At 73.0% G+C, this 23,697-nt stretch carries 20 protein-coding genes; 8 read left to right on the top strand and 12 right to left on the bottom strand.

Going from position 1 to position 23,697, the window contains the following annotated elements; translation table 11 throughout:
- Positions 1-76: 76 nt before the first annotated feature.
- The 4 genes from ACYVGN_RS09280 to ACYVGN_RS09295 are packed head-to-tail and all read right to left on the bottom strand — an operon-like array spanning position 77 to position 5,712.
- Positions 77-2,524 carry a beta-xylosidase/alpha-l-arabinosidase gene (locus tag ACYVGN_RS09280; RefSeq protein WP_460790304.1) on the bottom strand — a complete coding sequence of 816 codons (2,448 nt, stop codon included), beginning with the start codon at positions 2,522-2,524 and terminating at the stop codon, positions 77-79.
- Positions 2,521-3,399 (bottom strand): carbohydrate ABC transporter permease, encoded by an 879-nt coding sequence (locus tag ACYVGN_RS09285; protein ID WP_460790306.1) that lies wholly within the window; start codon positions 3,397-3,399, stop codon positions 2,521-2,523. The genes ACYVGN_RS09280 and ACYVGN_RS09285 overlap by 4 nt, the downstream gene beginning before the upstream one ends.
- The gene (locus ACYVGN_RS09290) at positions 3,396-4,412 is read right to left on the bottom strand and encodes a carbohydrate ABC transporter permease (RefSeq protein ID WP_460790308.1); all 1,017 of its coding nucleotides are present in this window, start codon (positions 4,410-4,412) and stop codon (positions 3,396-3,398) included. The genes ACYVGN_RS09285 and ACYVGN_RS09290 overlap by 4 nt, the downstream gene beginning before the upstream one ends.
- Positions 4,413-4,416: 4 nt before the next feature.
- Positions 4,417-5,712 carry an ABC transporter substrate-binding protein gene (locus tag ACYVGN_RS09295; protein ID WP_460790309.1) on the bottom strand — a complete coding sequence of 432 codons (1,296 nt, stop codon included), beginning with the start codon at positions 5,710-5,712 and terminating at the stop codon, positions 4,417-4,419.
- 148 nt (positions 5,713-5,860) lie between these two features.
- Between ACYVGN_RS09295 and ACYVGN_RS09300 the strand changes: the two genes are divergently transcribed.
- The 5 genes from ACYVGN_RS09300 to xylB all read left to right on the top strand — a co-directional run bounded on the left by ACYVGN_RS09300 (position 5,861) and on the right by xylB (position 11,668).
- On the top strand, positions 5,861-6,886 hold the full coding sequence (locus ACYVGN_RS09300; protein WP_460790311.1) for a LacI family DNA-binding transcriptional regulator: 1,026 nt from the start codon (positions 5,861-5,863) through the stop codon (positions 6,884-6,886).
- Position 6,887: 1 nt separating this feature from the next.
- Positions 6,888-8,075, top strand: a complete 1,188-nt coding sequence (locus ACYVGN_RS09305) for an endo-1,4-beta-xylanase (RefSeq protein ID WP_460790312.1) — start codon at positions 6,888-6,890, stop codon at positions 8,073-8,075.
- A 50-nt stretch (positions 8,076-8,125) separates the two neighbouring features.
- Entirely contained in the window at positions 8,126-8,872 is a 747-nt protein-coding gene (locus ACYVGN_RS09310) for a sulfite exporter TauE/SafE family protein (protein ID WP_460790314.1), read from the top strand.
- Between the two features lie 81 nt (positions 8,873-8,953).
- On the top strand, positions 8,954-10,144 hold the full coding sequence (gene xylA, locus ACYVGN_RS09315; protein WP_460790316.1) for a xylose isomerase: 1,191 nt from the start codon (positions 8,954-8,956) through the stop codon (positions 10,142-10,144).
- 108 nt (positions 10,145-10,252) lie between these two features.
- Positions 10,253-11,668 carry a xylulokinase gene (xylB, locus tag ACYVGN_RS09320; protein ID WP_460790317.1) on the top strand — a complete coding sequence of 472 codons (1,416 nt, stop codon included), beginning with the start codon at positions 10,253-10,255 and terminating at the stop codon, positions 11,666-11,668.
- Between the two features lie 37 nt (positions 11,669-11,705).
- Here xylB and ACYVGN_RS09325 read toward each other — a convergent pair whose 3' ends face one another.
- A complete protein-coding gene (locus tag ACYVGN_RS09325; protein ID WP_055990137.1) occupies positions 11,706-12,497 on the bottom strand; it encodes an LLM class flavin-dependent oxidoreductase in 792 nt (263 codons plus the stop codon).
- A 46-nt stretch (positions 12,498-12,543) separates the two neighbouring features.
- On the opposite strand from ACYVGN_RS09325, the gene ACYVGN_RS09330 reads away from it, so the two are divergent.
- Positions 12,544-13,587, top strand: coding sequence for a winged helix DNA-binding domain-containing protein (locus ACYVGN_RS09330; RefSeq protein WP_460790319.1), 1,044 nt, complete (start codon positions 12,544-12,546; stop codon positions 13,585-13,587).
- 17 nt (positions 13,588-13,604) lie between these two features.
- On the opposite strand, the gene ACYVGN_RS09335 is transcribed toward ACYVGN_RS09330, so the two are convergent.
- Both ACYVGN_RS09335 and ACYVGN_RS09340 read right to left on the bottom strand, forming a co-directional pair.
- Positions 13,605-14,018: a VOC family protein gene (locus ACYVGN_RS09335; RefSeq protein WP_134746378.1), complete on the bottom strand. Its 414-nt coding sequence runs from the start codon at positions 14,016-14,018 to the stop codon at positions 13,605-13,607.
- 98 nt (positions 14,019-14,116) lie between these two features.
- On the bottom strand, positions 14,117-16,645 hold the full coding sequence (locus ACYVGN_RS09340) for an ATP-dependent Clp protease ATP-binding subunit (RefSeq protein WP_460790321.1): 2,529 nt from the start codon (positions 16,643-16,645) through the stop codon (positions 14,117-14,119).
- A 139-nt stretch (positions 16,646-16,784) separates the two neighbouring features.
- Here ACYVGN_RS09340 and ACYVGN_RS09345 point away from each other — a divergent pair, with 139 nt between their 5' ends.
- Positions 16,785-17,540, top strand: coding sequence for an EI24 domain-containing protein (locus ACYVGN_RS09345; protein ID WP_230667858.1), 756 nt, complete (start codon positions 16,785-16,787; stop codon positions 17,538-17,540).
- A gap of 12 nt (positions 17,541-17,552) precedes the next feature.
- On the opposite strand, the gene ACYVGN_RS09350 is transcribed toward ACYVGN_RS09345, so the two are convergent.
- A complete protein-coding gene (locus ACYVGN_RS09350; protein WP_460790324.1) occupies positions 17,553-18,863 on the bottom strand; it encodes an HNH endonuclease signature motif containing protein in 1,311 nt (436 codons plus the stop codon).
- Between the two features lie 283 nt (positions 18,864-19,146).
- Positions 19,147-19,539 carry a histidine kinase gene (locus ACYVGN_RS09355; RefSeq protein WP_460790326.1) on the bottom strand — a complete coding sequence of 131 codons (393 nt, stop codon included), beginning with the start codon at positions 19,537-19,539 and terminating at the stop codon, positions 19,147-19,149.
- A 243-nt stretch (positions 19,540-19,782) separates the two neighbouring features.
- Between ACYVGN_RS09355 and ACYVGN_RS09360 the strand changes: the two genes are divergently transcribed.
- A complete protein-coding gene (locus ACYVGN_RS09360) occupies positions 19,783-20,031 on the top strand; it encodes a WhiB family transcriptional regulator (protein ID WP_029152980.1) in 249 nt (82 codons plus the stop codon).
- Between the two features lie 84 nt (positions 20,032-20,115).
- Here ACYVGN_RS09360 and ACYVGN_RS09365 read toward each other — a convergent pair whose 3' ends face one another.
- The 3 genes from ACYVGN_RS09365 to ACYVGN_RS09375 are packed head-to-tail and all read right to left on the bottom strand — an operon-like array spanning position 20,116 to position 23,690.
- Positions 20,116-21,636, bottom strand: coding sequence for a sensor histidine kinase (locus tag ACYVGN_RS09365; RefSeq protein ID WP_055990158.1), 1,521 nt, complete (start codon positions 21,634-21,636; stop codon positions 20,116-20,118).
- Positions 21,637-21,645: 9 nt separating this feature from the next.
- The gene (locus ACYVGN_RS09370) at positions 21,646-22,938 is read right to left on the bottom strand and encodes an AAA family ATPase (protein ID WP_460790329.1); all 1,293 of its coding nucleotides are present in this window, start codon (positions 22,936-22,938) and stop codon (positions 21,646-21,648) included.
- Positions 22,935-23,690, bottom strand: a complete 756-nt coding sequence (locus ACYVGN_RS09375) for a hypothetical protein (protein ID WP_460790331.1) — start codon at positions 23,688-23,690, stop codon at positions 22,935-22,937. The genes ACYVGN_RS09370 and ACYVGN_RS09375 overlap by 4 nt, the downstream gene beginning before the upstream one ends.
- Between the last annotated feature and the right edge of the window lie 7 nt (positions 23,691-23,697).

Genomic DNA, 23,697 nt, shown 5'->3' on the forward strand with positions numbered 1-23,697 from the left:
CCCAGGCAATCTATCGGCACCGAGAGCCGGAGGCCGGATGCGCGGCCGGGTGGGCGCCGCGCATCCGGTCCCCGGATCAGACGAGGGTCACCTCGACGACGCGAGGATCGTCGATCCCGACGACGTGGACGTCGCCCGTCACCGTGACCCGCGCGCGCGGCGTCGCGTCGCCCGCGAGCTCGCGCGCGCCCCGGGCCCTGGCGTTCGAGATGACGCCGCCCGTGGAGTCGCTGACATCGGCCGCGCGGCTCGACACCGCGGCGTGCGCCGCGACCCACACCTCGACGTCGCCCGGCTCGACCACGCGGGTCAGACTGCGGTCCGTGAACGCGAAGCGCTGCACCGGCACGTCGAACGCCACGCGGCGCGACTGGCCGGGCTCCAGCTCGACGCGCGCGTAGCCGAGCAGCTGCGCCACGGGGCGCGTGACGGTCGCCTCGACGTCGCGGCCGTACAGCTGCACCACGTCGGCGGCCGCCACCGCGCCGGTGTTCGTCACGGTCACGGACGCTTTGAGCCGGCCGTCCGCGGGCACCGTCTCGTCGACCGCGAGGTCGTCGTACGCGAACGTCGTGTAGGACAGGCCGAAGCCGAACGGCCGGACGGGCGTCGGATCGGTCGAGGTGACGTCGGACGGACCACCCAGGATGGGGCTCAGGTACGAGTACGGCTGGGCGCCGGCCGAGCGCGGCAGGCTCACGGGAAGCCGGCCGGACGGCGAGACGGCGCCCGTGATGACATCCGCGATCGCGGTGCCGCCCTCCTCGCCCGGGAAGAAGGCCTGCAGCACGGCCGCGGGACGCGCGGCACCGGCGCCCTCCTCGTCGAGCGCCCACGCGATCGCGTACGGGCGGCCGGTGAGCAGCACCATGACGACCGGGGTCCCGGTCTCCGTGAGCCGCTCGACGAGCTCGCGCTGGACGCCGGGCAGGTCGAGCGACTCGACGTCGTTCCCCTCGCCCACCGTGCCGCGGCCGAACAGGCCTGCCTGGTCGCCCACGACCACGATCGCGACGTCGGCGCCATCCGCGGCCGCCACGGCCTCGTCGAAGCCCGAGCGGTCCTCGCCCTCGACCTCGCAGCCGCGCGCGTACACGAGCTCCGCGTCCGGCAGCGCGGCGGCGAGCGCCTCGCGCACGGTCGCGATGGCGAACCCGGTCTCGTACCCCGGGTGGTGCGCCAGCACGTGGTTCGCGAAGGAGTAGCAGCCCTGCAGCGCGTCGGCGCGGTCGGCGTTCGGGCCGATCACCGCGACGCGGCGGGCACCCGATGCCAGGGGCAGCGCGCCGTCGTTCGACAGCAGCACGATCGACTCGGCCGCCAGGCGCCGCGCGATCTCGCGGTGGCGGGGCGTGTCGAGATCGACGCTCGCGGGCGGCTCGTCCTCGAAGGCCTCGGGGTCGAGCAGGCCCAGCTCCTCCTTCTGCGCGAGCACGCGCAGCACCGCGCGGTCCACGTACGCCTCCTCGAGCGCGCCGGACCGGACCGCCTCGACGAGCGGCTCCAGGTAGGCGTCGCCCGAGGGCAGCTCGACGTCGATACCGGCCCGCAGCGCGAGCGCGGCCGCCGCGCCGCGGTCGGCCGCGATGGCGTGCATCACCTCGAGGAACGCCACGGAGAAGTAGTCCGCGACCACGACCCCGTCGAAGCCGAGTCGCTCGCGCAGCACGCCGGTGAGCAGCTCGGGGTCGGAGGCCACGGGCACGCCGTCGATCTCCGCGTAGCTGTTCATGACGGAGCGCACGCCGCCGTCGCGGATCGCCATCTCGAACGGGGGCAGGAACACGTCGGCCACCTCGCGGGGGCCGGCGTGCACGGGCGCGTGGTTGCGCCCCGCCCGCGAGTTCGAGTAGCCGAGGAAGTGCTTGAGCGTGGCGTGCACGCCCGCGCCCTGCAGGCCACGGACATACGCGGTGCCGATCGTCCCCACCACGTAGGGGTCCTCGGCGATGCACTCGTCCACGCGCCCCCAGCGGGGGTCGCGGATCACGTCGAGCACGGGCGCCAGACCCTGGTGGATGCCGAGCTCGCGCATCGAGGCGCCGATCGCCCGGCCCATCTCCTCGACGAGCTCCGGGTCGAAGGACGCGCCCCACGCGAGCGGGGTCGGGAACGTCGCGGCCTTCCACGCGGCCAGGCCCGTGAGGCACTCCTCGTGCACGAGCGCGGGGATGCCGAGACGGGTTTCGCGCTTCAGGCGGCGCTGCTCGCCCCACAGCCAGGCGGCGCGCTCGGCCGGCTCGACCGGTCGCGTGCCGTACACGCGGGTGTAGTGCCCGATCCCGTGCACGGTGATGTCGGCGAGCGCGCGGCCGTCGCCGGCCGTGCCCATCTCGTCCGCCATCGGCGCCACGACCCCGCCGCCCTGGTCGATCCAGTAGCCGACGAGCTGCGCCGCCTTCTCCTCGAGCGACATCCGCGCGAGCAGGCCGGCGACGCGGTCGGACGCCACGGGGTAGGCGCGGACGTCCGCGGGCGCGGAGGTCTCCACGGCGGCGCGCTCGGTGGTCTGCACGTCGGTCATCCCTTCACCGCCCCGGTCAGGCCGCCGACGATGCGACGCTCGAACAGGCTGAAGAACAGCAGCGCCGGAAGCATCGACAGCGACGTGTACGCGAGCACGCGTGCGGTGTCGACCGAGTACTGCGACGAGAAGTTCTGCACGCCCAGGGGAAGAGTGAACAGATCGGCGTCGCTCAGGATGAACAGCGGCAGCATGTAGCCGTTCCACGAGCCGACGAACGCGAGGATGCCGGTCGTGATGACGCCCGGGAGGCTGAGCGGGATCACCATCCGCCAGAAGAAGCCGAGCCGGCTGGCGCCGTCGATCGATGCGGCCTCCTCGAGCTCCTTCGGGATCGCCCGCAGGAACGGCACCAGGATGATCACGGTCGTCGGGAGCGCGAACGCGATCTGCGGCAGGATGAGACCGCCCAGGTTGTTCACGAGCCCCAGGTTGCGGATCAGCAGGTACAGCGGCGTGATGGCCACCGTGATCGGGAACATCAGGCCCGCCGCGAACAGCGCGTACATCGCTCCCTTGGCGCGGAAGTCGTAGCGCGCGATCACGTAGCTCGCCATGATGCCGAGCACCACGGCGCCGGCCGTCGTCCCGAGACCCACCACGGTCGAGTTGAGCATCGCGGTCCAGAACTCGCCGCTCGCCAGCACGTCCGTGTAGTTGCCGGTCTCCCACGGACCCGGCCAGCCCGACGGGTCGGCCGTGATCTGCGAGTTGGTGCGGAAGCCGCCGATGATGATGTACAGCACGGGGCCGATGCAGATGGAGATCAGGATGACCGCGATCAGGTACACCCAGGGGTTGCCCCAGTCGCGCCGGGGACGTCGCCGGCCCCGGCGGTCGAGCGGCTGGACCAGGACAGAGGTCGCGGTGCTCACCGGCGGCTCCTTCCACTGTCGCCCGTGAGGGCGCCGTCGGTGTCGCGCCGCAGCACGAACCGCTGGTAGACGAGGGCCACGACGAGCGAGATCAGGAAGATCACGACGGCGACCGCGTTGCCGAAGCCGTAGTTGCCCGCGAGGTGGCCGTTGAGGTACATGTACGTCGCCATGGTCGAGGTGCCGGCCGTCGCGGAGACGTACTGCCCCCAGATGATGTTGACGAGGTCGAACAGCTGCAGCGCGCCGATGATCGACAGGAAGGCCCAGATGCGGATGGTCGGGCCCAGCAGCGGCAGCGTGATGCTCCACTGGATCTTCCAGAAGCCGGCCCCGTCGATCGCGGCTGCCTCGTAGAGCTCCTCGGGGATCGACTGCATTCCCGCCAGCATCAGGATCACCGCGAACCCGATGTACTTCCACGTCAGGATGAACATCAGCGTGCCCATCGCGACGGACGGGTCGGCGATCCAGGAGTTCTGCCACGCCTCGAGCCCGATCTTGGCGAGCAGCGAGTTGATGGCTCCGGTGTCCTGCAGCATGAGCGCCCAGCCCGTGCCGACGACGACCTCGGAGATCACGTACGGCACGAAGATGAGCACGCGGATGAGCGAGCGCCCGCGCATCTTCTGGTTCATCAGCAGCGCGAACAGGATGGCGAGCGGCCCCTGCAGCAGCAGGGAGAACACGACGACGATCGCGTTGTGCCAGAGGGCGTCGCGGAAGGTCGGGTCCTGCAGGATGAGCTCGTAGTTGCCGAACCCGACGAAGTCGTCGGGGAAGCCGAAGCCCTTCCAACGGAAGAATCCGTACACCGCCGCCATGACGACGGGCAGGATCACGAAGAAGACGAAGATGACGATCGCGGGGCCTGCGAGGAGCGCGATCTCGCCGCGCATGCGCCAGTCGGCTCGTCGCGGCCGCCGCCCCGGGGCCGACGCGCGGGCGCCGGCCCCGGAGGGCGCACTCCCCACAGGTCGCGCCGCGAGCGGCGTGGCCTGGGTTCCGGTCATGATGTCAGCCTCGCGCCGCCGCCTGAGCCGCCGCGTCGACCATCGACTGCGCGTCTCCCTGACCGGCGAGCATCTCGACGACCGCGGTGTTCAGCGCGTTGCCGACGTTCTGGCCGAGCAGCGTGTCGAGCCACACCACGACGTACGCGGCCTCGCTCGAGGCCTCCATGAGCGGCTGCAGGGCGGGGTCCTCGACCGCGTCCTGAGCGTCGGCGCTCGCCGGGATGGTCTGGTACGCCACGGCGTACGCCTCCTGCTGCTCCTCGGTCGCGAGGAAATTCAGGAAGTCCTCGCACGCTGAGGGCGAGTCGGCCGCGCACGAGAAGCCGTCGACGCCGCCCATCATCGCGGTCGGGTCGCCCTCGCCGCCCTCGACGGCCGGGAACGGGAACCAGCTCAGGTCGGCCAGCGGCTGCTGGTCCGGGGTGAGCGAGGCGATCACGCCCACGTCCCACGCGCCCATGAGCTCCATGGCCGCCTGGTGGTTGGCGATCAGGCCGGCGGACGACGACGCGCCCTCCTGCGGGTCGGTCGTGAGGAAGCCCTCGTGGAACGGCTCGGTGGCCGCGAACTCCTCGAGGTTCTCCGCCGCCTCGAGCCAGCACGGCTCCGAGAAGTCCATCGTCACGGCGATGTTCTCGATCGTGTCCTGGCTGCAGGCGCGCAGCGCGAAGAAGTAGTACCAGTGCGCGGCGGGCCAGGCGGCCTTCGCTCCCAGCGCGATGGGCTGGATGCCGGCCCCCTTGAGCTTGTCGACCGCGTCGCTCAGCTCGTCGATCGAGGTCGGCGGCGCGTCGATGCCGGCCTGCGCGAACAGGTCCTGGCTGTAGAAGAAGCCGCCGGGCAGCACGGCCATCGGGACGGCGTACGTCTTGTCCTCGATCCTGAACGCGCTGAACGGCGCGTCGCCGAACGCCGCGCGCGCGTCGTCCGAGATCAGGTCGGTCAGGTCCTTGACGGCCCCCGCGTCGACGATGTCGGCGAGCTTGCCGCCGCCGCGCGCCATGAACACGTCGGGCATGTCGCCCGAGTTCACGGCGGTCTGCAGCTTGCCGTCCATGTCCTCGTTCTGGATCGCGGTGATCTTGAACGTGACGTCCGGGTTCTCCTCGGTGAACGCCGCCGCGGCGTCCTCCCAGAACTGCTTGCCGGGGCCCGTGGTCGAGTTGTGCCAGACCTCGAGCTCGACAGGTCCGCCGTCCTCACCGCTCTGTCCTCCGCCGCCGGCACAGCCGGTCAGGGCGAGGCCCGCGGTGACGGCGACGGCCGCCGCGGCCATCCATGTCCTGCGAACATTCATGGGCATTGCTCCTCTTCGTTGAGTGGGACGCACCGCCCGGGTCGGATCGCCGAGGCCTCCGATGCGTCTCGGATGACTTTGTCACCGGCTCCAACAAATGTCAATCGTTATCGATATCGTTTTCCATCCTGTGACTATGCTGACGCGCATGACCGATCTCGACGTCGCCGGCACCCCGTCCGGGCGGGTGACGATCCGCGACGTGGCGCGTGCCGCCGGAGTCTCCGTCGCGACCGTCTCGAAGGTGATCAACGGGCGCGACGGCATCGCGGACGCGACCAGCGCGCGCGTGCTGGGCGTGGTCGCCGAGCTGGGCTACGAGAGCTCGCTGGTCGCCACCTCGATGCGGCGGCGCCGCACCAACGTGATCGGCGTGCTGGTGGCCGAGTTCGAGCCGTTCGCGCTCCAGCTGCTGCGCGGCGCCTCGTCGGCGCTTCAGGGCACGGACTACGACATCCTGGCCTACGCCGGAAGCGTGTCGGCCGGTGAGCACACCGGGTGGGAGCGCCGGTCGCTGTCCCGGCTCGGCGGGACGCTGATCGACGGCGCCATCATCGTCACGCCGACGGTCGCCCTGCCCGAGTCGTCCGTGCCCACGGTCGCGGTCGACCCCCACACCGGGCCCACCGGGCCGGCCACCGTCGACACCGACAACCTCGGCGGCGCCCGTGCCGCGACGGAGCACCTCATCTCGCTCGGCCACCGCCGGATCGGCCATATCCGCGGCCGCGGCGACCTGGAGTCCGCGCGGCTGCGCGAGCAGGGATACCGCGAGGCGCTCGCGGCCGCGGGCATCCCCTTCGACCCGCGCCTCGTGACCGTCGGCGCGTACCGCACGGCCGAGTCGACCCCCGCGGCGACCGCCCTGCTCGACCTCGCCGAGCCGCCGACCGCCGTGTTCGCGGCGAACGACCTCTCCGCCATCGAGGCCATCCGGGTCGCGACCGCGCGGGGACTGCGCATCCCGCAGGACCTCTCCGTCGTCGGCTTCGACGACATCCCGGAGGCCGTGGCCTCCTCCCCCGGCCTCACCACGATCCGCCAGTCGCTGCCCGAGATGGGCGCGGCCGCGGTGCGGATCCTGCTCGACATGCTCGGAGGCTCGCAGCCCGAGCACATCCGGATGCCCGCGGAGCTCGTGCTGCGCGGCTCGACCGCACGCCCGAAGGAGTGACGTGACCCCCTCCCCCCGCACCGCCGCCGCAGACGTCGTCGTGACCTCGGCCGAGGGCACCCCGCTCGCCGACCGCGAGGTCGTCGTGGAGCAGACGCGCCACGCCTTCGGGTTCGGCAACATCGGCTTCGAGCTGGTGCCCCATGCGAACGGCGAGGCCGACCTGTCTCAGCTCGCCGAGGACTGGCTCGGCCTGTTCGACACCGCCACGCTGCCGTTCTACTGGGGCGACTTCGAGCCCCAGCGGGGGAACCCCGACACGGCGCGGCTGCTCACCGCCGCGCGCTGGTTCGCCGACCGGGGCGTGCGCCTCAAGGGGCACCCCCTCGTGTGGCACACGGTCAAGGCGCGGTGGCTCGACCCGCTGCCGAGCGACGAGGTCGAGCGCCTGATCCGCGAGCGCGTCACACGCGAGGTCGGCGACTTCGCCGGGCTGATCGACACGTGGGACGCGATCAACGAGGTCGCCATCATGCCGGTGTTCGAGAACGAGCCCGACGGCGTCCCGAACGCAGTCTCGCGGCTCGCGCGCGAGCTCGGGCGCACCGGGATCGTCCGGCTCGCGCTCGACACGGCGCGCGCGGCGAACCCGGATGCGACGCTGCTGATCAACGACTTCGACCTCTCCGCGCGGTACGAGCGCGTGATCGAGGACGCCCTCGAGGCCGGCGTCCGGATCGACGCGATCGGCCTGCAGACCCACATGCACCAGGGCTACCGCGGCGAGGAGCAGCTGCTGGAGATCGCCGACCGCTTCGCGCGCTTCGGGCTGCCGCTGCACTTCACGGAGGTCAGCCTCGTCTCCGGCGACCTCATGCCGCCCGAGATCGAGGACCTGAACGACTACGTCGTGGACAGCTGGCCCTCGACCCCGGAGAGCGAGGCACGGCAGGCGGACCAGCTCGAGAGCCTGTATCGCACGCTCACCGGTCACCCGGCGGTCGAGGCGATCACATACTGGGGCATCACGGACGCCGGTGCGTGGCTCGGCGCGCCGATCGGACTGCTCCGCTCCGACGGCAGCCGGAAGCCGTCGTACGAGCGTCTGCGCGGGCTGATCCGCGACGAGTGGTGGCTGCCGCCCACGACGATGCGCACCGACGCGGACGGGCGCGTGCGCGTCGAGGGCTGGAAGGGCGAGTACCGGATCACCGCGGGCGAGCAGGTCGTCGACGTCGAGCTCACCTGACCGCGAACCCGGCCGGCGCCCGCATCCGGCGCCGCGGATAGCCTGAGACGATGCCCGAGCTCACCCTCCTCGCCTGGGCCGCGCTCGCGGCCGCCGCCGTGATCGTCGGAGTCTCGAAGGCGGCGCTGCCGGGAGCCAACACGCTCGCGATCGCGCTGTTCGCGACCGCGCTCCCGGCCAAGGAGTCCACCGGCGCCCTGCTGGTGCTGCTGATCGTCGGCGACGGCTTCGCCCTCTGGCTGCATCGCAGGCACGCGCGCCTGCACGCGCTGCTGCCGCTGATCCCGGCGGTCCTGGCGGGCCTGCTGCTGGGGACCGCGTTCCTGGCGTTCGCGTCCGACGCGTGGACCCGCCGGGTCATCGGCGGGATCCTCCTGCTCGTCGTGGGCGTGACCCTGTGGCGGCGGCGGCGTGCGCGCGAGGAGACCGAGGCCCCCGGCGCGGGCCTGCTGGCCGCCGCGGCGTACGGCACCCTCGGCGGCTTCACGACCATGGTCGCGAACGCCGCGGGGCCCGTCATGTCGATGTACTTCCTGGCGGCGCGGTTCCCGATGCGGGAGTTCCTCGGCACGGCGGCGTGGTTCTTCGCGGGCATCAACCTGGCCAAGGTGCCGTTCTCGGTGGCGCTCGGCATCATCGACGTCCCGACCCTGCTGATGGATCTGGCACTGATCCCGGGTGTCGTCGCGGGTGCGCTGCTGGGACGCTGGCTCCTGGACCGGCTGGATCAGCGCACCTTCGAGCGCATCGTGATCGCCCTGACCGTCCTGGGCGCGCTCTATCTGCTGGTCGCCTGATCCCGCGTTGCGCGGACGCGCGTCGGTTGATATGTTTGGCTCCGCAACAATTCACCGACGATGCTGAAAGCGGGCACTCCCATGGCGCTCACCCCCACCAAGGACGACAAGTTCTCGTTCGGTCTCTGGACCGTCGGGTACAACGGCACCGACCCGTTCGGAGGCCCGACCCGCGCGCCGCTCGACGTCGTGCACGTGGTCGAGAAGCTCACCGAGCTCGGCGCCTACGGCCTCACGTTCCACGACGACGACCTGTTCGCCTTCGGCTCCACGGACGCCGAGCGCCAGACCCAGATCGACCGCCTGAAGCAGGCGCTCGCCGACACCGGCCTGATCGTGCCGATGGTCACCACCAACCTGTTCAGCGCCCCGGTCTTCAAGGACGGCGGGTTCACGTCGAACGACCGCGAGGTCCGCCGGTTCGCGCTGCGCAAGGTGCTGCGCAACATCGACCTCGCCGCCGAGCTGGGCGCCAAGACCTTCGTGATGTGGGGCGGCCGCGAGGGCGCCGAGTACGACTCGGCCAAGGACATCCGCGCCGCGCTCGAGCGCTACCGCGAGGCCGTCAACCTGCTGGGCGACTACGTCACCGACAAGGGCTACGACATCCGCTTCGCGATCGAGCCGAAGCCGAACGAGCCGCGCGGCGACATCCTGCTGCCGACGCTCGGCCACGCGATCGCCTTCATCGACTCGCTCGAGCGCCCCGAGCTCGTCGGCCTGAACCCCGAGGTCGGCCACGAGCAGATGGCCGGGCTGAACTTCGCGGCCGGCATCGCGCAGGCGCTGTACCACGGCAAGCTCTTCCACATCGACCTCAACGGTCAGCGCGGCATCAAGTACGACCAGGACCTGGTGTTCGGCCACGGCGACCTGCACAACGCGTTCGCGCTCGTCGACCTGCTCGAGAACGGCGGCCCCGGCGGCGTGCCCGCCTACGACGGCCCGCGTCACTTCGACTACAAGCCCAGCCGCACCGAGGACGAGACGGGCGTGTGGGACTCGGTCACGGCGAACATGCGCACCTACCTGCTGCTCAAGGAGCGCGCGGCCGCCTTCCGCGCGGACCCCGAGGTGCAGGAGGCGCTGAAGGCCGCCAAGGTGCTCGAGCTCGCCGAGCCCACGCTGGGCGAGGGCGAGTCGTACGACGACCTGCTGGCCGACCGCTCGGCGTTCGAGGACTTCGACGCGGACGCGTACCTCGGCGGCAAGGGCTTCGGCTTCGTGCGCCTGCAGCAGCTGGCGACCGAGCACCTGCTCGGCGCGCGCTGAGCCCAGCCCTCGGACGTTGACTGGTCCTGGGGGACGAGACCGGTGTCGGGAAGACCAGTCTCGTCGCCCGGAACCAGTCTCGTCACGGATACATCGGAAAGGACGGCGATGACCCTCGTCGCGGGAGTCGACAGCTCGACCCAGAGCTGCAAGGTCGTGGTCCGGGACCTCGGCACGGGCGCCGTCGTGCGCTCGGGCCGGGCGTCCCACCCGGACGGCACCGAGGTCGATCCCGCGGCGTGGTGGGACGCGCTGCGGGAGGCGCTCGACGCCGCCGGTGGGCTCGGCGATGTGGCGGCGATCTCGATCGGCGGCCAGCAGCACGGCATGGTCGCGCTCGACGCCGAGGGTCGCGTGATCCGGCCCGCGCTCCTGTGGAACGACACCCGCTCGGCCGACGCGGCCGCCGCGCTGCGGGACGAGGTCGGGGCGGATGCGTTCGCGCGCCGCACCGGAGTCGTGCCGGTCGCGTCGTTCACGGCCACGAAGCTGCGCTGGCTCGCCGACGCGGAGCCGGAGAACGCGGCCCGCGTGGCGGCGGTGGCGCTCCCCCACGACTGGCTGACGTGGCGTCTGCGGGGCTACGGCCCCACGGACGAGTCGCCGCTCGGCCCCGTGCTCGAGGAGCTCGTGACCGACCGCTCCGACGCGAGCGGCACCGCGTACTTCGACGGCGAGAGCGGCGCGTACGACCGCGAGCTGCTGTCGCTCGCGCTGCGCCGCGACGCCGCCGACGTCGTCCTGCCGCGCGTGCTCGGCCCGTCCGAGTCCGTCGCGGGCGGGGCGGGATCCCTCGCCGACGGACTCGTGATCGGCCCGGGCTGCGGAGACAACGCGGGGGCGGCCCTCGGCCTCGGGGCGGCCACGGGCGACGTCGCGGTGTCGATCGGGACCTCGGGGACGGTGTTCGCCGTGACCGACGCCCCGGTCCGGGACGCGAGCGGGACGGTCGCGGGCTTCGCCGACGCGTCCGGCGCCTTCCTGCCGCTGATCGCCACGCTCAACGCCGCGCGCGTGCTGGACGGCATCGCGAAGCTGCTCGGCGTGGACCACGACGAGCTGGGCCGACTGGCCCTGTCGGCGCAGCCGGGGGCCGGCGGCCTCGTGCTGCAGCCGTACTTCGAGGGCGAGCGCACGCCGAACCTGCCGGACGCGACCGCGACGCTGTTCGGGATGACGCTCGCCTCCACCACCCGCGAGAACCTCGCCCGCGCCGCGATCGAGGGAATGCTGTGCGGCCTGGCCGACGGGCTCGACGCGGTGCGCGCACACGGCGTCGGGGCCGACCGCATCCTGCTCGTCGGCGGCGCGGCCCAGAACCCGGCCGTCGCGGCGATCGCCGCGCAGGTGTTCGACGCACCGGTCGTGGTGCCCGAGCCCGGCGAGTACGTCGCGGCGGGGGCCGCCGTTCAGGCGGCGTGGGCGCTGACCGGCGAGCGCCCGTCGTGGCCGGTGTCCCTCTCGGCGGAGCCCGCTCCGGACACCCGCGCGGTGATCCGCGAGCAGTACGCCGCGCGCCGCTGACCGCCTCGGTCCTCCGCCCGCGGGGCCGCCGGACAGGTCAGACGGCGTCGGCGGTCTCGCGGATGCTCTCGCTCACCCGGTCGACGAAGCGCGCGTAGTCGTCGGGGCCGTCCTGCGCGACCACCGCCCGCAGCACGACCTCGTCGACCACGTCGGCGTAGCGCTCGACGCGGCCGGGAAGGCCGTCGGGCAGGATGACCGTGTCCATGGGCGCGAGCCCCAGCCGTGCGAAGTTGGCGGCGTACGACGGGATCGACTCGTAGCGCGCCGCCTCGTGCTCGAGACGCGGGACCGCGTCGTCCTCCACCGCGGTGCGGACGTAGAGCACGACGCGGCCGGCGCCGTCGCTCGCGCGGTGCTCGGACGCCTCCTCCGCGGCCGCGCAGGGCGTCAGCCAGTTGAGCAGGACCCCGTCCGCGCGATCGGCGGCGAGCCGGCGCATGCGGGGGCCGAGCGCGCCGACCACGATGTCGCCCACGCCGCCCTGCCGCAGCTCGTCCACCGCGTCGCGGACGAGGCCGAGCGCGCCGCTCCGCGCGGCGCCGGAGCCGATGCCGAGCACGAGCCGGTCGGCGGGGATGTCCAGCCTGGCGAGGTCCGCCAGCAGCTGGGGCGCCGGGCGCCGGTCGACCGCGATCACGCCGGTCGCGACCCGGAGGCGGGACGTGACCGCCGCGGCCGCCGCCGAGACCTCCAGCGCATCGGCACCCGGGGTGTCGTTCACCCAGAGGGCTCCGAAGCCGGCCTGCTCGATCGCCGGGGCGATGCGGCGGGCGACCTCCGGCCCGACGGCGGCGGCGATGCCGATGGATACGCGCTGCTCTTCCATGTCCCCGATCCTGCCCGGTGTCCGCGGGCGGGTCTAGCGTGGGGGCGTGACGAGGGATCTCTCGGGCGTCGACGCCCGACGCATGCGCCACGCCGCCCAGCTGCTCGGCGGCTCCGACCTCTCGCCCGCCGAGGTGGTGGCTCGCGGCGTCGCGCTGCAGGGCCAGGACCTGCCGGCCGTGCTGCGCGCGATCGCCATCCGCTCCCGGCCGGGCACGACGCTCGACGACGTGCGGGCGGCGTTCGACACGGGGCGGCTCGTGCGCTCGTGGCCGATGCGCGGCACGCTGTTCGCGACGACGCCGCGCCACCTGGCGGCGATCCTGCACCATACGGCGGACCGCGTGCAGCGCTCAGCGACCCGGCGCCGCGCCGAGCTGGGCCTCGACGACACCACGATCGACCGGGCGCGCGGCATCCTGCGCGACGCCCTGCAGGAGCGGCCGCGCACGCGCGCGGAGGCGGTCGCCCTGTGGGAGGCGGCGGGCATCCCCGCCGGCGGGGGACGCGGGTACCACCTGCTGTTCCATCTCGCGATCGACGGCCTGATGCACTGGGGGCCGTTCGCGGGCGCTCAGCAGCAGCTGGTCCTCCCTCCCGCGATCGAGACGCATCCGGACGACCTCGTCGGCGTCCTGCGGGGGTACATCCTGTCGCACGGGCCGGTGACACCGGACGACGCCGCCTGGTGGCTCAAGCTGCCCAAGACGCAGGTGCGCCGGGAGGCCGCGCGCATCGCGGATCTCGTCGAGGCGACGGTCGAGGGCGCCCCCGCCTGGGTGATCGGCGACCCTCCCGTGCCGGGGCCCTCGGGCGTGACGCTCACGGCGGGCTTCGACGAGTGGATCCTCGGCTACGCCGACCGCTCCCTGGTCGCGACGCCCGAGGTGCTGGCGGCGCTGGTGCCGGGCGGCAACGGCATCTTCCGCCCCACCGTCCTGGTCGACGGCGTGGCCGTCGGGACGTGGCGGCTGCCGCCCGCGCGGTCCGCCTCGGCGCCGCGCGTGCCCCTCCTGGATCTGGTCGCACCGGTCGACGCGGCCACCCGGCGCGCCATCGACGACGCGCTCGCGACCTGGCCTCACGGCTGAGCTCGGCGCCCCGCGGATCAGGGAAGCACGGACTCCCCGATGGGCCCGGGGTTGTACGCGACCTCCCAGCGATAGCCGTCGGGGTCGGCGATGTAGCCGGTGTACCCGCCCCAGGAGCGGCGGACGGGCTCGGAGACGAGGGTGGCCCCGGCCGCGCGCGCCTCGGCGATGACCGCGTCGACCTCCGACTCGCTCGCGACGTTGTGGGCGAGCGTGATGGGCGCGACGCCGTCGGCCTTCACGGGCCCGAGCTCGGCCTCCGCGTGCGCGCGGTCCCAGAGCGAGAGCATCAGCTTGTCGCCCACCCGGAGCATCAGCACCTCGCCCTCGACATGCAGCTCCTCGTGCCATCCCAGCCGGTCGACGTAGAAGGCCCGGCTGGCCTCGACGTCGTCGACCACGAGCGTGATGAAGCTGATGCGCTGTTCCATCTCCGCATGCTCCCACGCGGGCGGGACATCCGGTAGCGGCGGCCCCGCGAACGCGACGAGGCCCCGGAGCGCTCGGCTCCGGGGCCTCGCCGGCGGGTTCAGGCCGCCGCGGGCATGCGGGCGGCGGCGCCGACCGTCAGCGCGCCGTCCCGGACGTCCACCGTCACGCAGCCGCCGTCGGCCAGGTCACCCGAGACGAACAGGTCGGCGATGCGGTCGTCCACTTCGCGCTGGATCAGGCGGCGCAGCGGCCGGGCGCCGTACTCGGGCTCGTAGCCGCGCTCCGCGAGCCAGTCGACCGCGGCCGCCGAGATCTCGAGCGACACCTCGCGGCCCGCGAGGCGATCGCGCGTGTCACCAAGCATGAGGTCGACGATGCGACGCAGCTGGGGCCGGTCGAGCTTGCGGAACAGCACGATCTCATCGATCCGGTTCAGGAACTCCGGTCGCATCGACTCGCGCAGGCGGCCCATGACCCGGGCGCGCAGGTCCTCGTCGTCGAACTCGCGTCCGCCCGTCGTGAACCCGATGGCGCCCGCGCGCGAGGCGAGGAACTCCGAGCCGAGGTTCGACGTCATCACGACGACCGTGTTGCGGAAGTCGACCGTGCGGCCCTGGCCGTCGGTGAGGCGGCCGTCGTCGAGCACCTGCAGCAGCAGGTTGAACACGTCGGGGTGCGCCTTCTCGATCTCGTCGAACAGCACGATCGAGTACGGGTTGCGGCGCACGCGCTCCGTCAGCTGCCCGGCCTCGTCGTAGCCGACGTAGCCGGGAGGGGCGCCCACAAGGCGGGCGACCGTGTGACGCTCGCCGAACTCGCTCATGTCGAACCGGATGATCGCGCCCTCGTCGTCGAACAGGCTCGCCGCGAGCGCCTTGGCCAGCTCGGTCTTGCCGACGCCGGTCGGCCCCAGGAACAGGAACGAGCCGACGGGGCGCCGCGCGTCGCCCATGCCGGTGCGGCTGCGGCGCACGGCCTTCGCGACCGCGGTCACCGCGTCGTCCTGCCCGATCACGCGCCGGTGCAGCTCGTCCTCGAGCGCGGCGAGGCGCTCGCGCTCGGTCTCCGTCAGGCGCGAGGCGGGGATGCCCGTGGCGCGGCTCACGACCGCGGCGATCTCGGCCTCGTCCACGACCGCCCGCGTGCCGCCCTGGCCTGACGCCTCGTCGATCCGGTGCTGGACCTCGGCGATCTCATCGCGCAGGCGCAGCGCCTCCTCGTAGCGCTCGGCGGCCACCGCGGCGTTCTTCTCGGCCTCGAGCGTGGCGAGCTTCTCCATGAGCGCGCTCACGTCGGTCGGGGCGCCCAGACGCAGCCGAAGGCGCGCACCGGCCTGGTCGATCAGGTCGATCGCCTTGTCCGGCAGCACGCGCTCCGTGAGGTAGCGGTCGCCGAGCTCGACGGCCGCGCGCAGAGCCTCGTCGGTGTAGCTCACGCGGTGGTGCTCCTCGTACGCCGGGCGCAGGCCGCGCAGGATCTCGATCGCGTCCTCGATCGAGGGCTCCCCCACGCGCACCGGCTGGAAACGGCGCTCGAGCGCGGCGTCCTTCTCGATCGTGCGGTACTCCTTCAGCGTCGTCGCGCCGACGAGGTGCAGCTCGCCGCGCGCGAGGCGGGGCTTCAGGATGTTGCCCGCGTCCATGGCGCCCTCGCCGCCGCCCCCGGCGCCGACGACCGTGTGGATCTCATCGACGAACAGGATGATCTCGTCGCGCTGCTCGGCGACCTCCTCCATCGTCTTGGTCAGGCGCTCCTCGAAGTCGCCGCGGTAGCGCGTGCCGGCGAGCATGGCGGGGAGGTCGAGCGCGATCACGCGCTTGCCCCGCAGCTGCACGGGCACTTCGCCCGCGACGATCGCGCGCGCCAGGCCCTCCACGATCGCGGTCTTGCCGACGCCGGCCTCGCCGACGAGCACGGGGTTGTTCTTGGTGCGGCGCGACAGGATCTCGATCGTCTGCTCGATCTCGGATGCGCGGCCGATCACGGGGTCGAGGAGCCCGTCCCGGGCGCGCGCCGTGAGGTCGGTGCCGTAGGTGTCGAGCATGCCGCCCGGCTGCCGCGGCTCCGGGGTCTCCGTGCGGGTCTCGGTCTCGCCGGCCGCGATCGCCTCGCGCATCCCCTGCGTGAGGGCCTCCGCGGTGATCCCGGCCGCGGTCAGGATCTGGCCGGCCGGGGTGTCCTGCGCCAGCACGAGCGCGAAGAAGACGTGCTCGGGGTCGATGTACGTCGATCCCGACGCCCGGGCCACCTGGAACGCGTGGAACAGCGCGCGCTGCACGGCGGGCGTCACGACGGCGGCTTCGGCGTCGGCCGCCTCGCCGGCGGCCGGCAGTCGCATCTCCGCCGCAGAGGCCACCGCCGAGGGGTCGGCGCCGATGCGCGTGACGGCCGACGCGACCGTGGGGTCCTCGATCAGCACGCGCAGCACGTGGAGCGCGTCGAGCTCGTGCTGTCCGCGCTCGAGGGCGTAGCGCCCGGCGCGCTGCAGCAGCTCTTGCGTGCGCGCGCTGAGGTAGCGGGCCAGGTCGAGCGACCGCGCGGCACGGGCGCGCTCGCCCTGCAGGTAGCGGGCGAGGAACTCGTCGAAGGCGCTCGGGCCGCCCAGAGGGAACGTGTTGTCGGGCATCGCGGATCTCCTCGATGGACGTGAAGTTGCGTGATGTCGTATCAAGCCTAAGAACTTGAGCCGACTGATATCAACTTCAACCACGGTCACCCCGGGTTATTCCCGGCGCCGCTCTGCCGGCTTGGCCTAGCCTGGGCTCGTGCGCGAGTTCTGGCGGGGTGTGAAGACGCTCGTCGACGGCTTCCGATGGTGGCGCCGCAGACCCGGCGTCATGGCGGCGGGCCTCGTCCCGGCAGCGATCGTCGGGGCGCTGCTGACCGGCGCGCTCGTCGCCCTGGGATTCGCGCTTGCCGGCTTCGTCGAGCTGATCACGCCGTTCGCCGACGGCTGGGGCGAGGCGTGGGCCGGGCTCTTCCGCACGGTGATCGGGATCGCGCTGTTCGGCGGCGCGGTCGTGCTCTCGATCGCGACGTTCACCGCGCTCACCCTCGTGGTGGGCGAGTCGTTCTACGACCGGATCTGGCGCTCGGTCGAGCGGGAGATCGGCGGCGCGGTGCCCGAGACGCCATACGGCTTCCTCGCCTCGGTCGCCGACGGCCTGGGGCTGTTCGGGAAGGGCGTGCTCGCCGCACTGGGCGCGGGCGCTGTGGCCCTCGTGCCGGTCGTCGGCGGCCCCGCGGGCGCCGTCGTGGGCGCACTGCTCAACGGCCGCGTGCTGGCCGACGAACTCGCCTCTCACGGGCTCACCGCGCGGGGCCTCGACGCCTCGGCCCGCGCGCGCCTGCTGCGCGCGCACCGCGCCCGCGTGTTGGGCTTCGGGGTCGCGGTGCACGTGTGCTTCCTCGTGCCGCTCGCCGCCATCGTGGTGATGCCCGCAGCCGTCGCCGGCGCCGCGCTCCTCGCGCGCCACGTCGTCGGCGAGGCGACCACGCTCCCCTCACCGCGCCGCGCCTGATCGACACCACCTTCAGAAGGGCGGCGGGTCTGAGCCGAAGTCGGGGCGGGCGATCTCCGCTGATGCCTCGAATCGGACCACCGGGGTGGGTTTGTGCTTGACGGCCCTGCCGGTAGGGCTGATGACCTCCATCACCCCGCCCGGGCCGTGTCTGAAGTCCCAGTTCGAGTTGTGTTTCAGCACGTGGTGGGCGCGGCACAGGTTGGCGAGGTTGCGGACGTCCGTCGGACCGCCGTGGGAGTACGGGATGGTGTGGTCGTCCTCGCACCGGATCGCGGGTTGCCGGCAGCCGGGGAAGCGGCAGTGCTCGTCCCGGGCGATGAGGAAGCGGCGCTGGGCCTGGGTCGGCGTGTAGGTGTCGACGGTCTTCAGGCACCCGGTGTCCGGGTTCTGGAACAGGCGCGTCCACTTGGCGGCCTCCCCTGCGAGGCGTCGGGCCGCGTCGGCGGGAATGGGTCCGTAGCCGGCGATGAACGCGGACTCGTCGCCGACGCCGGTCAGTGACTGCCACGGGACAGTGACCTGAACGGTCGCCTTGATCTTCGTCAGGGCGTCGCCGCCGTGCTGGTCGATCAGCTCGGCGGTGGGGAGGCCGGCGAGGGTGATCTCGGCGAACACGTCCGCCCGGATCTGATCCAACGTCCGCTCGTCGCCCTCGCCCTTGGTGCGGTGGATCGTGCGGGCCATCTGGGTGGCCCGGTCGTGCATCGCGTACACCGTCACGGCGGGGCCGATGTAGGTGAACTCCCCCATCCCGTCCGGCAGCGGCGCCACCCGCACGGAGCGGTCGGCCATCGCCTCCTCGTGACGCTCCTCCAACGGCAGCGGCTCGATGTCGTCCGCGAGCTTCCGCGCCAGCGAGCCCAGCTGCCCCGCGGTGAGCTTCTCCGCTCGCGGCAGGATGATCCGCTCGAACTCCGCCCGGGCGTCCTCATCCTCCAGCCGTGACCCGGCGTCGACGATCGCTCGGACATGGGCCTCGCTGATCCGGCCCTCCTCGAACAGGGCGAACGTGGCCGGGAACCCGTCCACCAGGTCGACTGCCCACTCCATCCGGGCCCGGATCGTGCGGTCTGACGTCCGCCCGGCGACCGCGAACTCCGCGGCCATGGACCTCAGCGGGTGCTCGAACTCCGAACCCGTCCCACCCCGGCGGGTCTGGGCCTCGGCGATCGCGCGACCCTCGGCGAGGATCCACGCCTGCCGGGCCTTCGCCTGGGCGATGATCACCTGCTGCTCCAGGTAATCGTCGACGAGCTCCGACATGCGGGCACGTTCGCCCGCGGTGGAAGCCCACCGGGTCGAAGTCGCCTGTGCCGTCATGGCCCGATTCTCCTCCGGGCCACCGACATTCACCGGGCCGGAAAGCGCAGATCAGCGATTCAAACCGAATCTGTGGACAAGTCCTCGCGGGCGGCGCCCTGTGGACGAGCGGTGGGTTGGTCGGCAGGGAGGTTCGGACACGTTTCGACTCCGGCGCTGGCGCGCCTCCGCTCAACGACCACAGGGTGGGGGCGGCGCTGGCGCGCCTCCGCTCAACGACCACAGGGTGGGGGCGGCGCTGGCGCGCCTCCGCTCAACGACCGGAGGCCACGGGCCGAGCGGGTCAGCGACCGGAGGGGTCCGGGGACTCGCGGTGGGCGGATCGTGCGGCGGCCAGGAGCAGCCCGATTCCGAGCAGCGCGGGGGCGGCGAGCAGGAGGGCCGTGCCCACCTGCGGGTACGGTCCCGTGACGGCGCCGACCGCGACGGCCAGGATGAGCAGCTGCGTCACGATGCCGCCCGACCTCCCCCATGAGCGCGCGGTCCACACGGCCCCGGCGAAGGCGGCGACCGCGACGGCCCCGACCACGGTCAGCACGATGAGCGCGATCGCACTGGCGGCCGCCATGGTGTCCTCGCCCAGCAGCGCGACGACCTGCCAGCCGGCGAGGGCGAGCAGGCCGACGGCCTCGATCGCGAGCAGCGCGCCCGCTGCGCGCGCGATGGGGACGCTCATCCGGCGGCTCCTGTCGTCATCCGGCGGTTTCGGAGGCCTTCGAGGGATCCATTTCGCCGAAAACCCTTGATTTCGGATTCCAACTGTATGACGATTGTTAACGGCTTGTTTCCCACGGCGTGGTGGGTCGCGAGATCAGACTCGCGACATGGCCAGCGTATCCGAACCCGGGGTGCGCTTTCCCGATTCCCCCGAGCGTGCCCGTTGCTCGGAAACCCACCACCCCTGCGAGGAGCTCCCACCATGGATTGGCGCGACAAGGCTGCCTGTCTCACCGTCGACCCCGAACTGTTCTTCCCGGTCGGCAACACCGGCCCGGCGGTCGACCAGATCGAGAAGGCGAAGTCGGTCTGCGCCCGCTGCACGGTCACCGAGGTGTGCCTGCAGTACGCCCTCGAGACCGGTCAGGACTCGGGCGTCTGGGGCGGCCTGAGCGAGGACGAGCGCCGCGCCCTCAAGCGCCGCGCCGCGCGAGCACGCCGCGCCGGCTGATCTGCATCACAGCGCACCACACAGCACACACAGCAGCGAGAGGCGCCCCGCCGGATCCGGAGGGGCGCCTCTCGCTTGTCCGCGTCAGCGCTTGATCCAGCGCAGCGGGATGTCGATGACGACCTCGGTCCCCGAGGCCGCCGGCTCGCCGTCCGCCGCCGCGTCGCCATCGGCGGACGCGCCGCCGAGCGTGTGCCACTCGATGGATCCGCTCAGCTCGCCCTGGATGAGCGTGCGCACGATCTGCGTGCCGAGACCGCGCCCGACCGTGCCCTCGGGGAGGCCGCTGCCGGTGTCGCGGACGCGCACGAGGAGCTTCTCGTCGTCGCGCTCGGCGATGATCTCGACCTTGCCCTCCTGGCCCTTCAGGCCGTGCTCGACCGCGTTGGTCACGAGCTCGGTGAGCGCCAGGGCCAGCGGGGTCGCGTACTCGCTGGGCAGCACGCCGAACTTGCCGACCGAATGAGTGTGGGCGAGAGTGTTGGGCGCCGCCGCGACCTCGGCGACGAGCCGCAGCACGCGGTCGAACACCTGGTCGAAGTCCACGTTCTGGGACAGGCCCTCCGACAGCGTGTCGTGGACGACCGCGATCGCCGCCACGCGCTGCATGGCCTGGGTGAGCGACTCCCGCGCCTCCTCGGACTTCGTGCGGCGCGCCTGGATCCGAAGCAGCGACGCCACGGTCTGCAGGTTGTTCTTGACGCGGTGGTGGATCTCGCGGATCGTCGCGTCCTTGGTGAGGAGCTCCTGCTCCTGGTGGCGGAGCTCCGTGACGTCGCGGCACAGCACGATGGCGCCGGTGCGGTGGCCGCGGTCGCGCAGCGGGATCGCCCGCAGCGACACCGTGACCCCGCGGGCCTCGATGTCCGTGCGCCACGGCGCGCGCCCGGTCACGACGACCGGCAGCGACTCGTCCGTGTCGCGCGAGGCGGGCAGGATGCGGCTGGTCACCTCGGCGAGCGACTCGCCCTCGAGCTCGTCCGCGAATCCGACGCGGTTGAAGGCCGACAGCGCGTTCGGACTCGCGAACGTCACGACGCCGTCCACGTCGAGCCGGATGAGGCCGTCGGCCGCGCGCGGCGCACCGCGGCGCGGGCCGGTCGGGGCCGACAGGTCCGGGAAGTCGCCGTTCGAGATCATCCGGAAGATGTCGTCGGCGCACTCGTTGAAGGTGATCTGCTGCCGCGAGGGGGCGCGCACGTCACCGAGGTTGGTGTGCCGCGTGAGCACGCCGAGCACGCTCGACGACCCCTCGGCCTTGCGCACGATCGGCACCGCGCGCACGCGCGTCGGCGTCTCCTCGAACCACTCGGGCGACGACGAGTCGATGATGTCGGACGCGTGGAACGCCTCGCGCACCTGCGCCTGCCACTGCGGGCGGATGCGCTCCCCCACGATGTCGCGGTAGAAGAGCGTCGCCGAGCCGCCGGGGCGGGTGTGGGCCACCGCGACGAACGAGTCGTCGCTCGTGGGAACCCACATCACGATGTCGGCGAACGACAGGTCCGCGAGCAGCTGTCCGTCGCCGGCCACGCGATGCAGCCACTCGACATCCGCCTCGGTCGCGATGCCCTGGGCGAAGACGAGATCACTGAGGGTCGACACGCATACAGCCTATTGGTCGCCGCCCGGCCCGGCCGACGCGCGGGCCCGCGAGGCGCCGCGCCGCAGCACCCCGCCGCGCGTGCGGGAGGTGACAGGCTCGAGGCGCCGTGCGGCGGGCTGCATTCCGGCCGCCAGGCGCCGGACCGCCTGCGCCAGCGCCGAGCGCGGGCTCACCTCCGACGCCGGTCGCGCCGCGAGCAGCGCGGCATCCGCGGCGCGACGGTCGTCGGGCACGAAGGCGACGTCGGCGATCCCCGAGAACCGTTCGAGCGCGCGCCGCACCTGCCCCCGTGGATCGAGACCGAGCGGGCCCGGGCGCAGCCGGTTCACCACCACGCGAACGGGCGTCTGCCCGACGATCTGCCGCAGTTCGGAATGCCCGCGCACGAAGCGGGACAGCCCGACGGGGTCGGCCGCCGCCACCGCCACGATCTCGTCCGCCGCCCGCAGCGTTGCGAGAGTCGCCGCGTTCCGCCTGGGGCCGTCCAGGTCGCTCACGATCTCCTCGTCCGCCTCCAGGGACGCGCCCACGTCGACCACGACGACGTCCGCCCATTCGCGGATCACGGCCAGCACCGCCGCGACGCGCGGCGCCGACAGCTCGGGCCAGCGGGAGACCCGGTTGATGCCCGTCAGCACATCCACGCGCCCGTCGGGGTCGCCCAGCGGCACGCTCACGCGCAGCAGCTCACCCGCGTCGAGCAGGCCGTGCTCCGCCTGCCGGCAGGCCGCCGCGAACCCCGGGCTCTCGTCTGCGAGGCCGAGCACGACGGCGACGGACGGCGCGCGGCCGTCCGCGTCGACGAGCGCGACGTGCCGGCCCGCCCGGGCCATCGCGCAGGCGAGCTCGATCGCGATCGTGGTCCGGCCAGGCGCGCCCTCGGGACCCCACACCGCGATGATCCGGCCGCCCCTGGGCTCCCGGTCGCCGGATTCCACCCCGGGGGACGGAAGTCCCGCCTCCCCCGCCGCCGCGGCGATCCGCCATCCCGGCGCGTCCGGCGGAAGCGGCTCCGCCAGACCGAACGCCCTCGCCGCCCGCAGGTCGCCCGGCCTCTCGGCGAGGAGCACGATGCGCACGCCGAGCCGATCGCACGCCGACACGAGGGCGGCGGTCAGCTCGCCGCGATCGGCCGAGAGCACGAGCGCGTCCACGCCCTGCAGGAGGTCGGACGGTCCGGAGCGCCGGCTCCCGGCGGCCGCCAGAGCGCCGGGCTCGAGCACGGCGGGCACGATCACGCCCTCGTCGCGGAGCTCCTCCGCGATGCGCTCGCCGTCATCGGCCGCGACGAGCGCGATCACCCCGCCGGCTCCTCGTTCGCGCTCTCGCCCTCCGGCACGTCCTCGCCCGCAGCCGGCTCGTCCGCGCCGTCCGCAGGAGCGTCGGCCGCCGCGCCGCCCGCGGTCGGCACGGCCGAGAGCACGGACCCGGCCGCGACCGCCGCGAGCACGTCAGCGACCCGCGACCGCTCGATCACGAGCTCGAGCGATGCCCCGCCCGAGGCCATCACGCCGTCGTCCCGTGTGATCCTGGCCACCACGGCGTCGCCGACCAGAATGCGCGGCTCGGCGAATTCGCCGGGGTCGGCCGGGTCGACCGGGGGCGTCTCCCACAGCTCGACCAGCGCGCCGCGGTCCAGGCCCGCCGGCACGTCGACCGAGCTCTGCACCACGACCGAGGTGCGGTCGCTGAGCTCCGACTCCCCGACACCCGCCGCGGGGACGAGCTCGCCCACCTCGATCGTGCGCAGCGCCACCAGCCCCTCCCCCAGCGCATCCGGGGCGAGATAGGCGTCGCGCGCCTGCCCGAGCGCGACGTCGACGACCGCGACATCGGCCGCCGTGACGGGCTGGCCCGGTACGAGCGTGTCGGCCGCGGCCAGCACCGAGACGGTCTGGCGGGAGGCCGCCACCACGAACCACACGCCGGCGATCGACGCCGCCACCAGGAGGACCCCGATCAGGAAGCGCGCGTCCGCCCAGAAGGCGCGACGGCCGGGCCTCGCGGGGGCGGCGTGCCGTCCGCTGCCGGGGTGGCCGATGCTGCTGCTCATGGGGTCA

It is taken from the genome of Microbacterium lacusdiani (genome assembly GCF_054779895.1).

Bases quoted from the DNA above. Each gene is read 5' to 3' on its own strand.
- ACYVGN_RS09290 (WP_460790308.1), bottom strand. From the start codon at position 4,412: ATGACCGGAACCCAGGCCACGCCGCTCGCGGCGCGACCTGTGGGGAGT.
- ACYVGN_RS09335 (WP_134746378.1), bottom strand. From the start codon at position 14,018: ATGGAACAGCGCATCAGCTTCATCACGCTCGTGGTCGACGACGTCGAG.
- ACYVGN_RS09325 (WP_055990137.1), bottom strand. From the start codon at position 12,497: ATGGAAGAGCAGCGCGTATCCATCGGCATCGCCGCCGCCGTCGGGCCG.
- ACYVGN_RS09375 (WP_460790331.1), bottom strand. From the start codon at position 23,690: ATGAGCAGCAGCATCGGCCACCCCGGCAGCGGACGGCACGCCGCCCCC.
- ACYVGN_RS09350 (WP_460790324.1), bottom strand. From the start codon at position 18,863: ATGACGGCACAGGCGACTTCGACCCGGTGGGCTTCCACCGCGGGCGAA.
- ACYVGN_RS09295 (WP_460790309.1), bottom strand. From the start codon at position 5,712: ATGAATGTTCGCAGGACATGGATGGCCGCGGCGGCCGTCGCCGTCACC.
- ACYVGN_RS09300 (WP_460790311.1), top strand. From the start codon at position 5,861: ATGACCGATCTCGACGTCGCCGGCACCCCGTCCGGGCGGGTGACGATC.
- ACYVGN_RS09310 (WP_460790314.1), top strand. From the start codon at position 8,126: ATGCCCGAGCTCACCCTCCTCGCCTGGGCCGCGCTCGCGGCCGCCGCC.
- ACYVGN_RS09355 (WP_460790326.1), bottom strand. From the start codon at position 19,539: ATGAGCGTCCCCATCGCGCGCGCAGCGGGCGCGCTGCTCGCGATCGAG.
- xylB (WP_460790317.1), top strand. From the start codon at position 10,253: ATGACCCTCGTCGCGGGAGTCGACAGCTCGACCCAGAGCTGCAAGGTC.
- xylA (WP_460790316.1), top strand. From the start codon at position 8,954: ATGGCGCTCACCCCCACCAAGGACGACAAGTTCTCGTTCGGTCTCTGG.
- ACYVGN_RS09280 (WP_460790304.1), bottom strand. From the start codon at position 2,524: ATGACCGACGTGCAGACCACCGAGCGCGCCGCCGTGGAGACCTCCGCG.
- ACYVGN_RS09360 (WP_029152980.1), top strand. From the start codon at position 19,783: ATGGATTGGCGCGACAAGGCTGCCTGTCTCACCGTCGACCCCGAACTG.
- ACYVGN_RS09340 (WP_460790321.1), bottom strand. From the start codon at position 16,645: ATGCCCGACAACACGTTCCCTCTGGGCGGCCCGAGCGCCTTCGACGAG.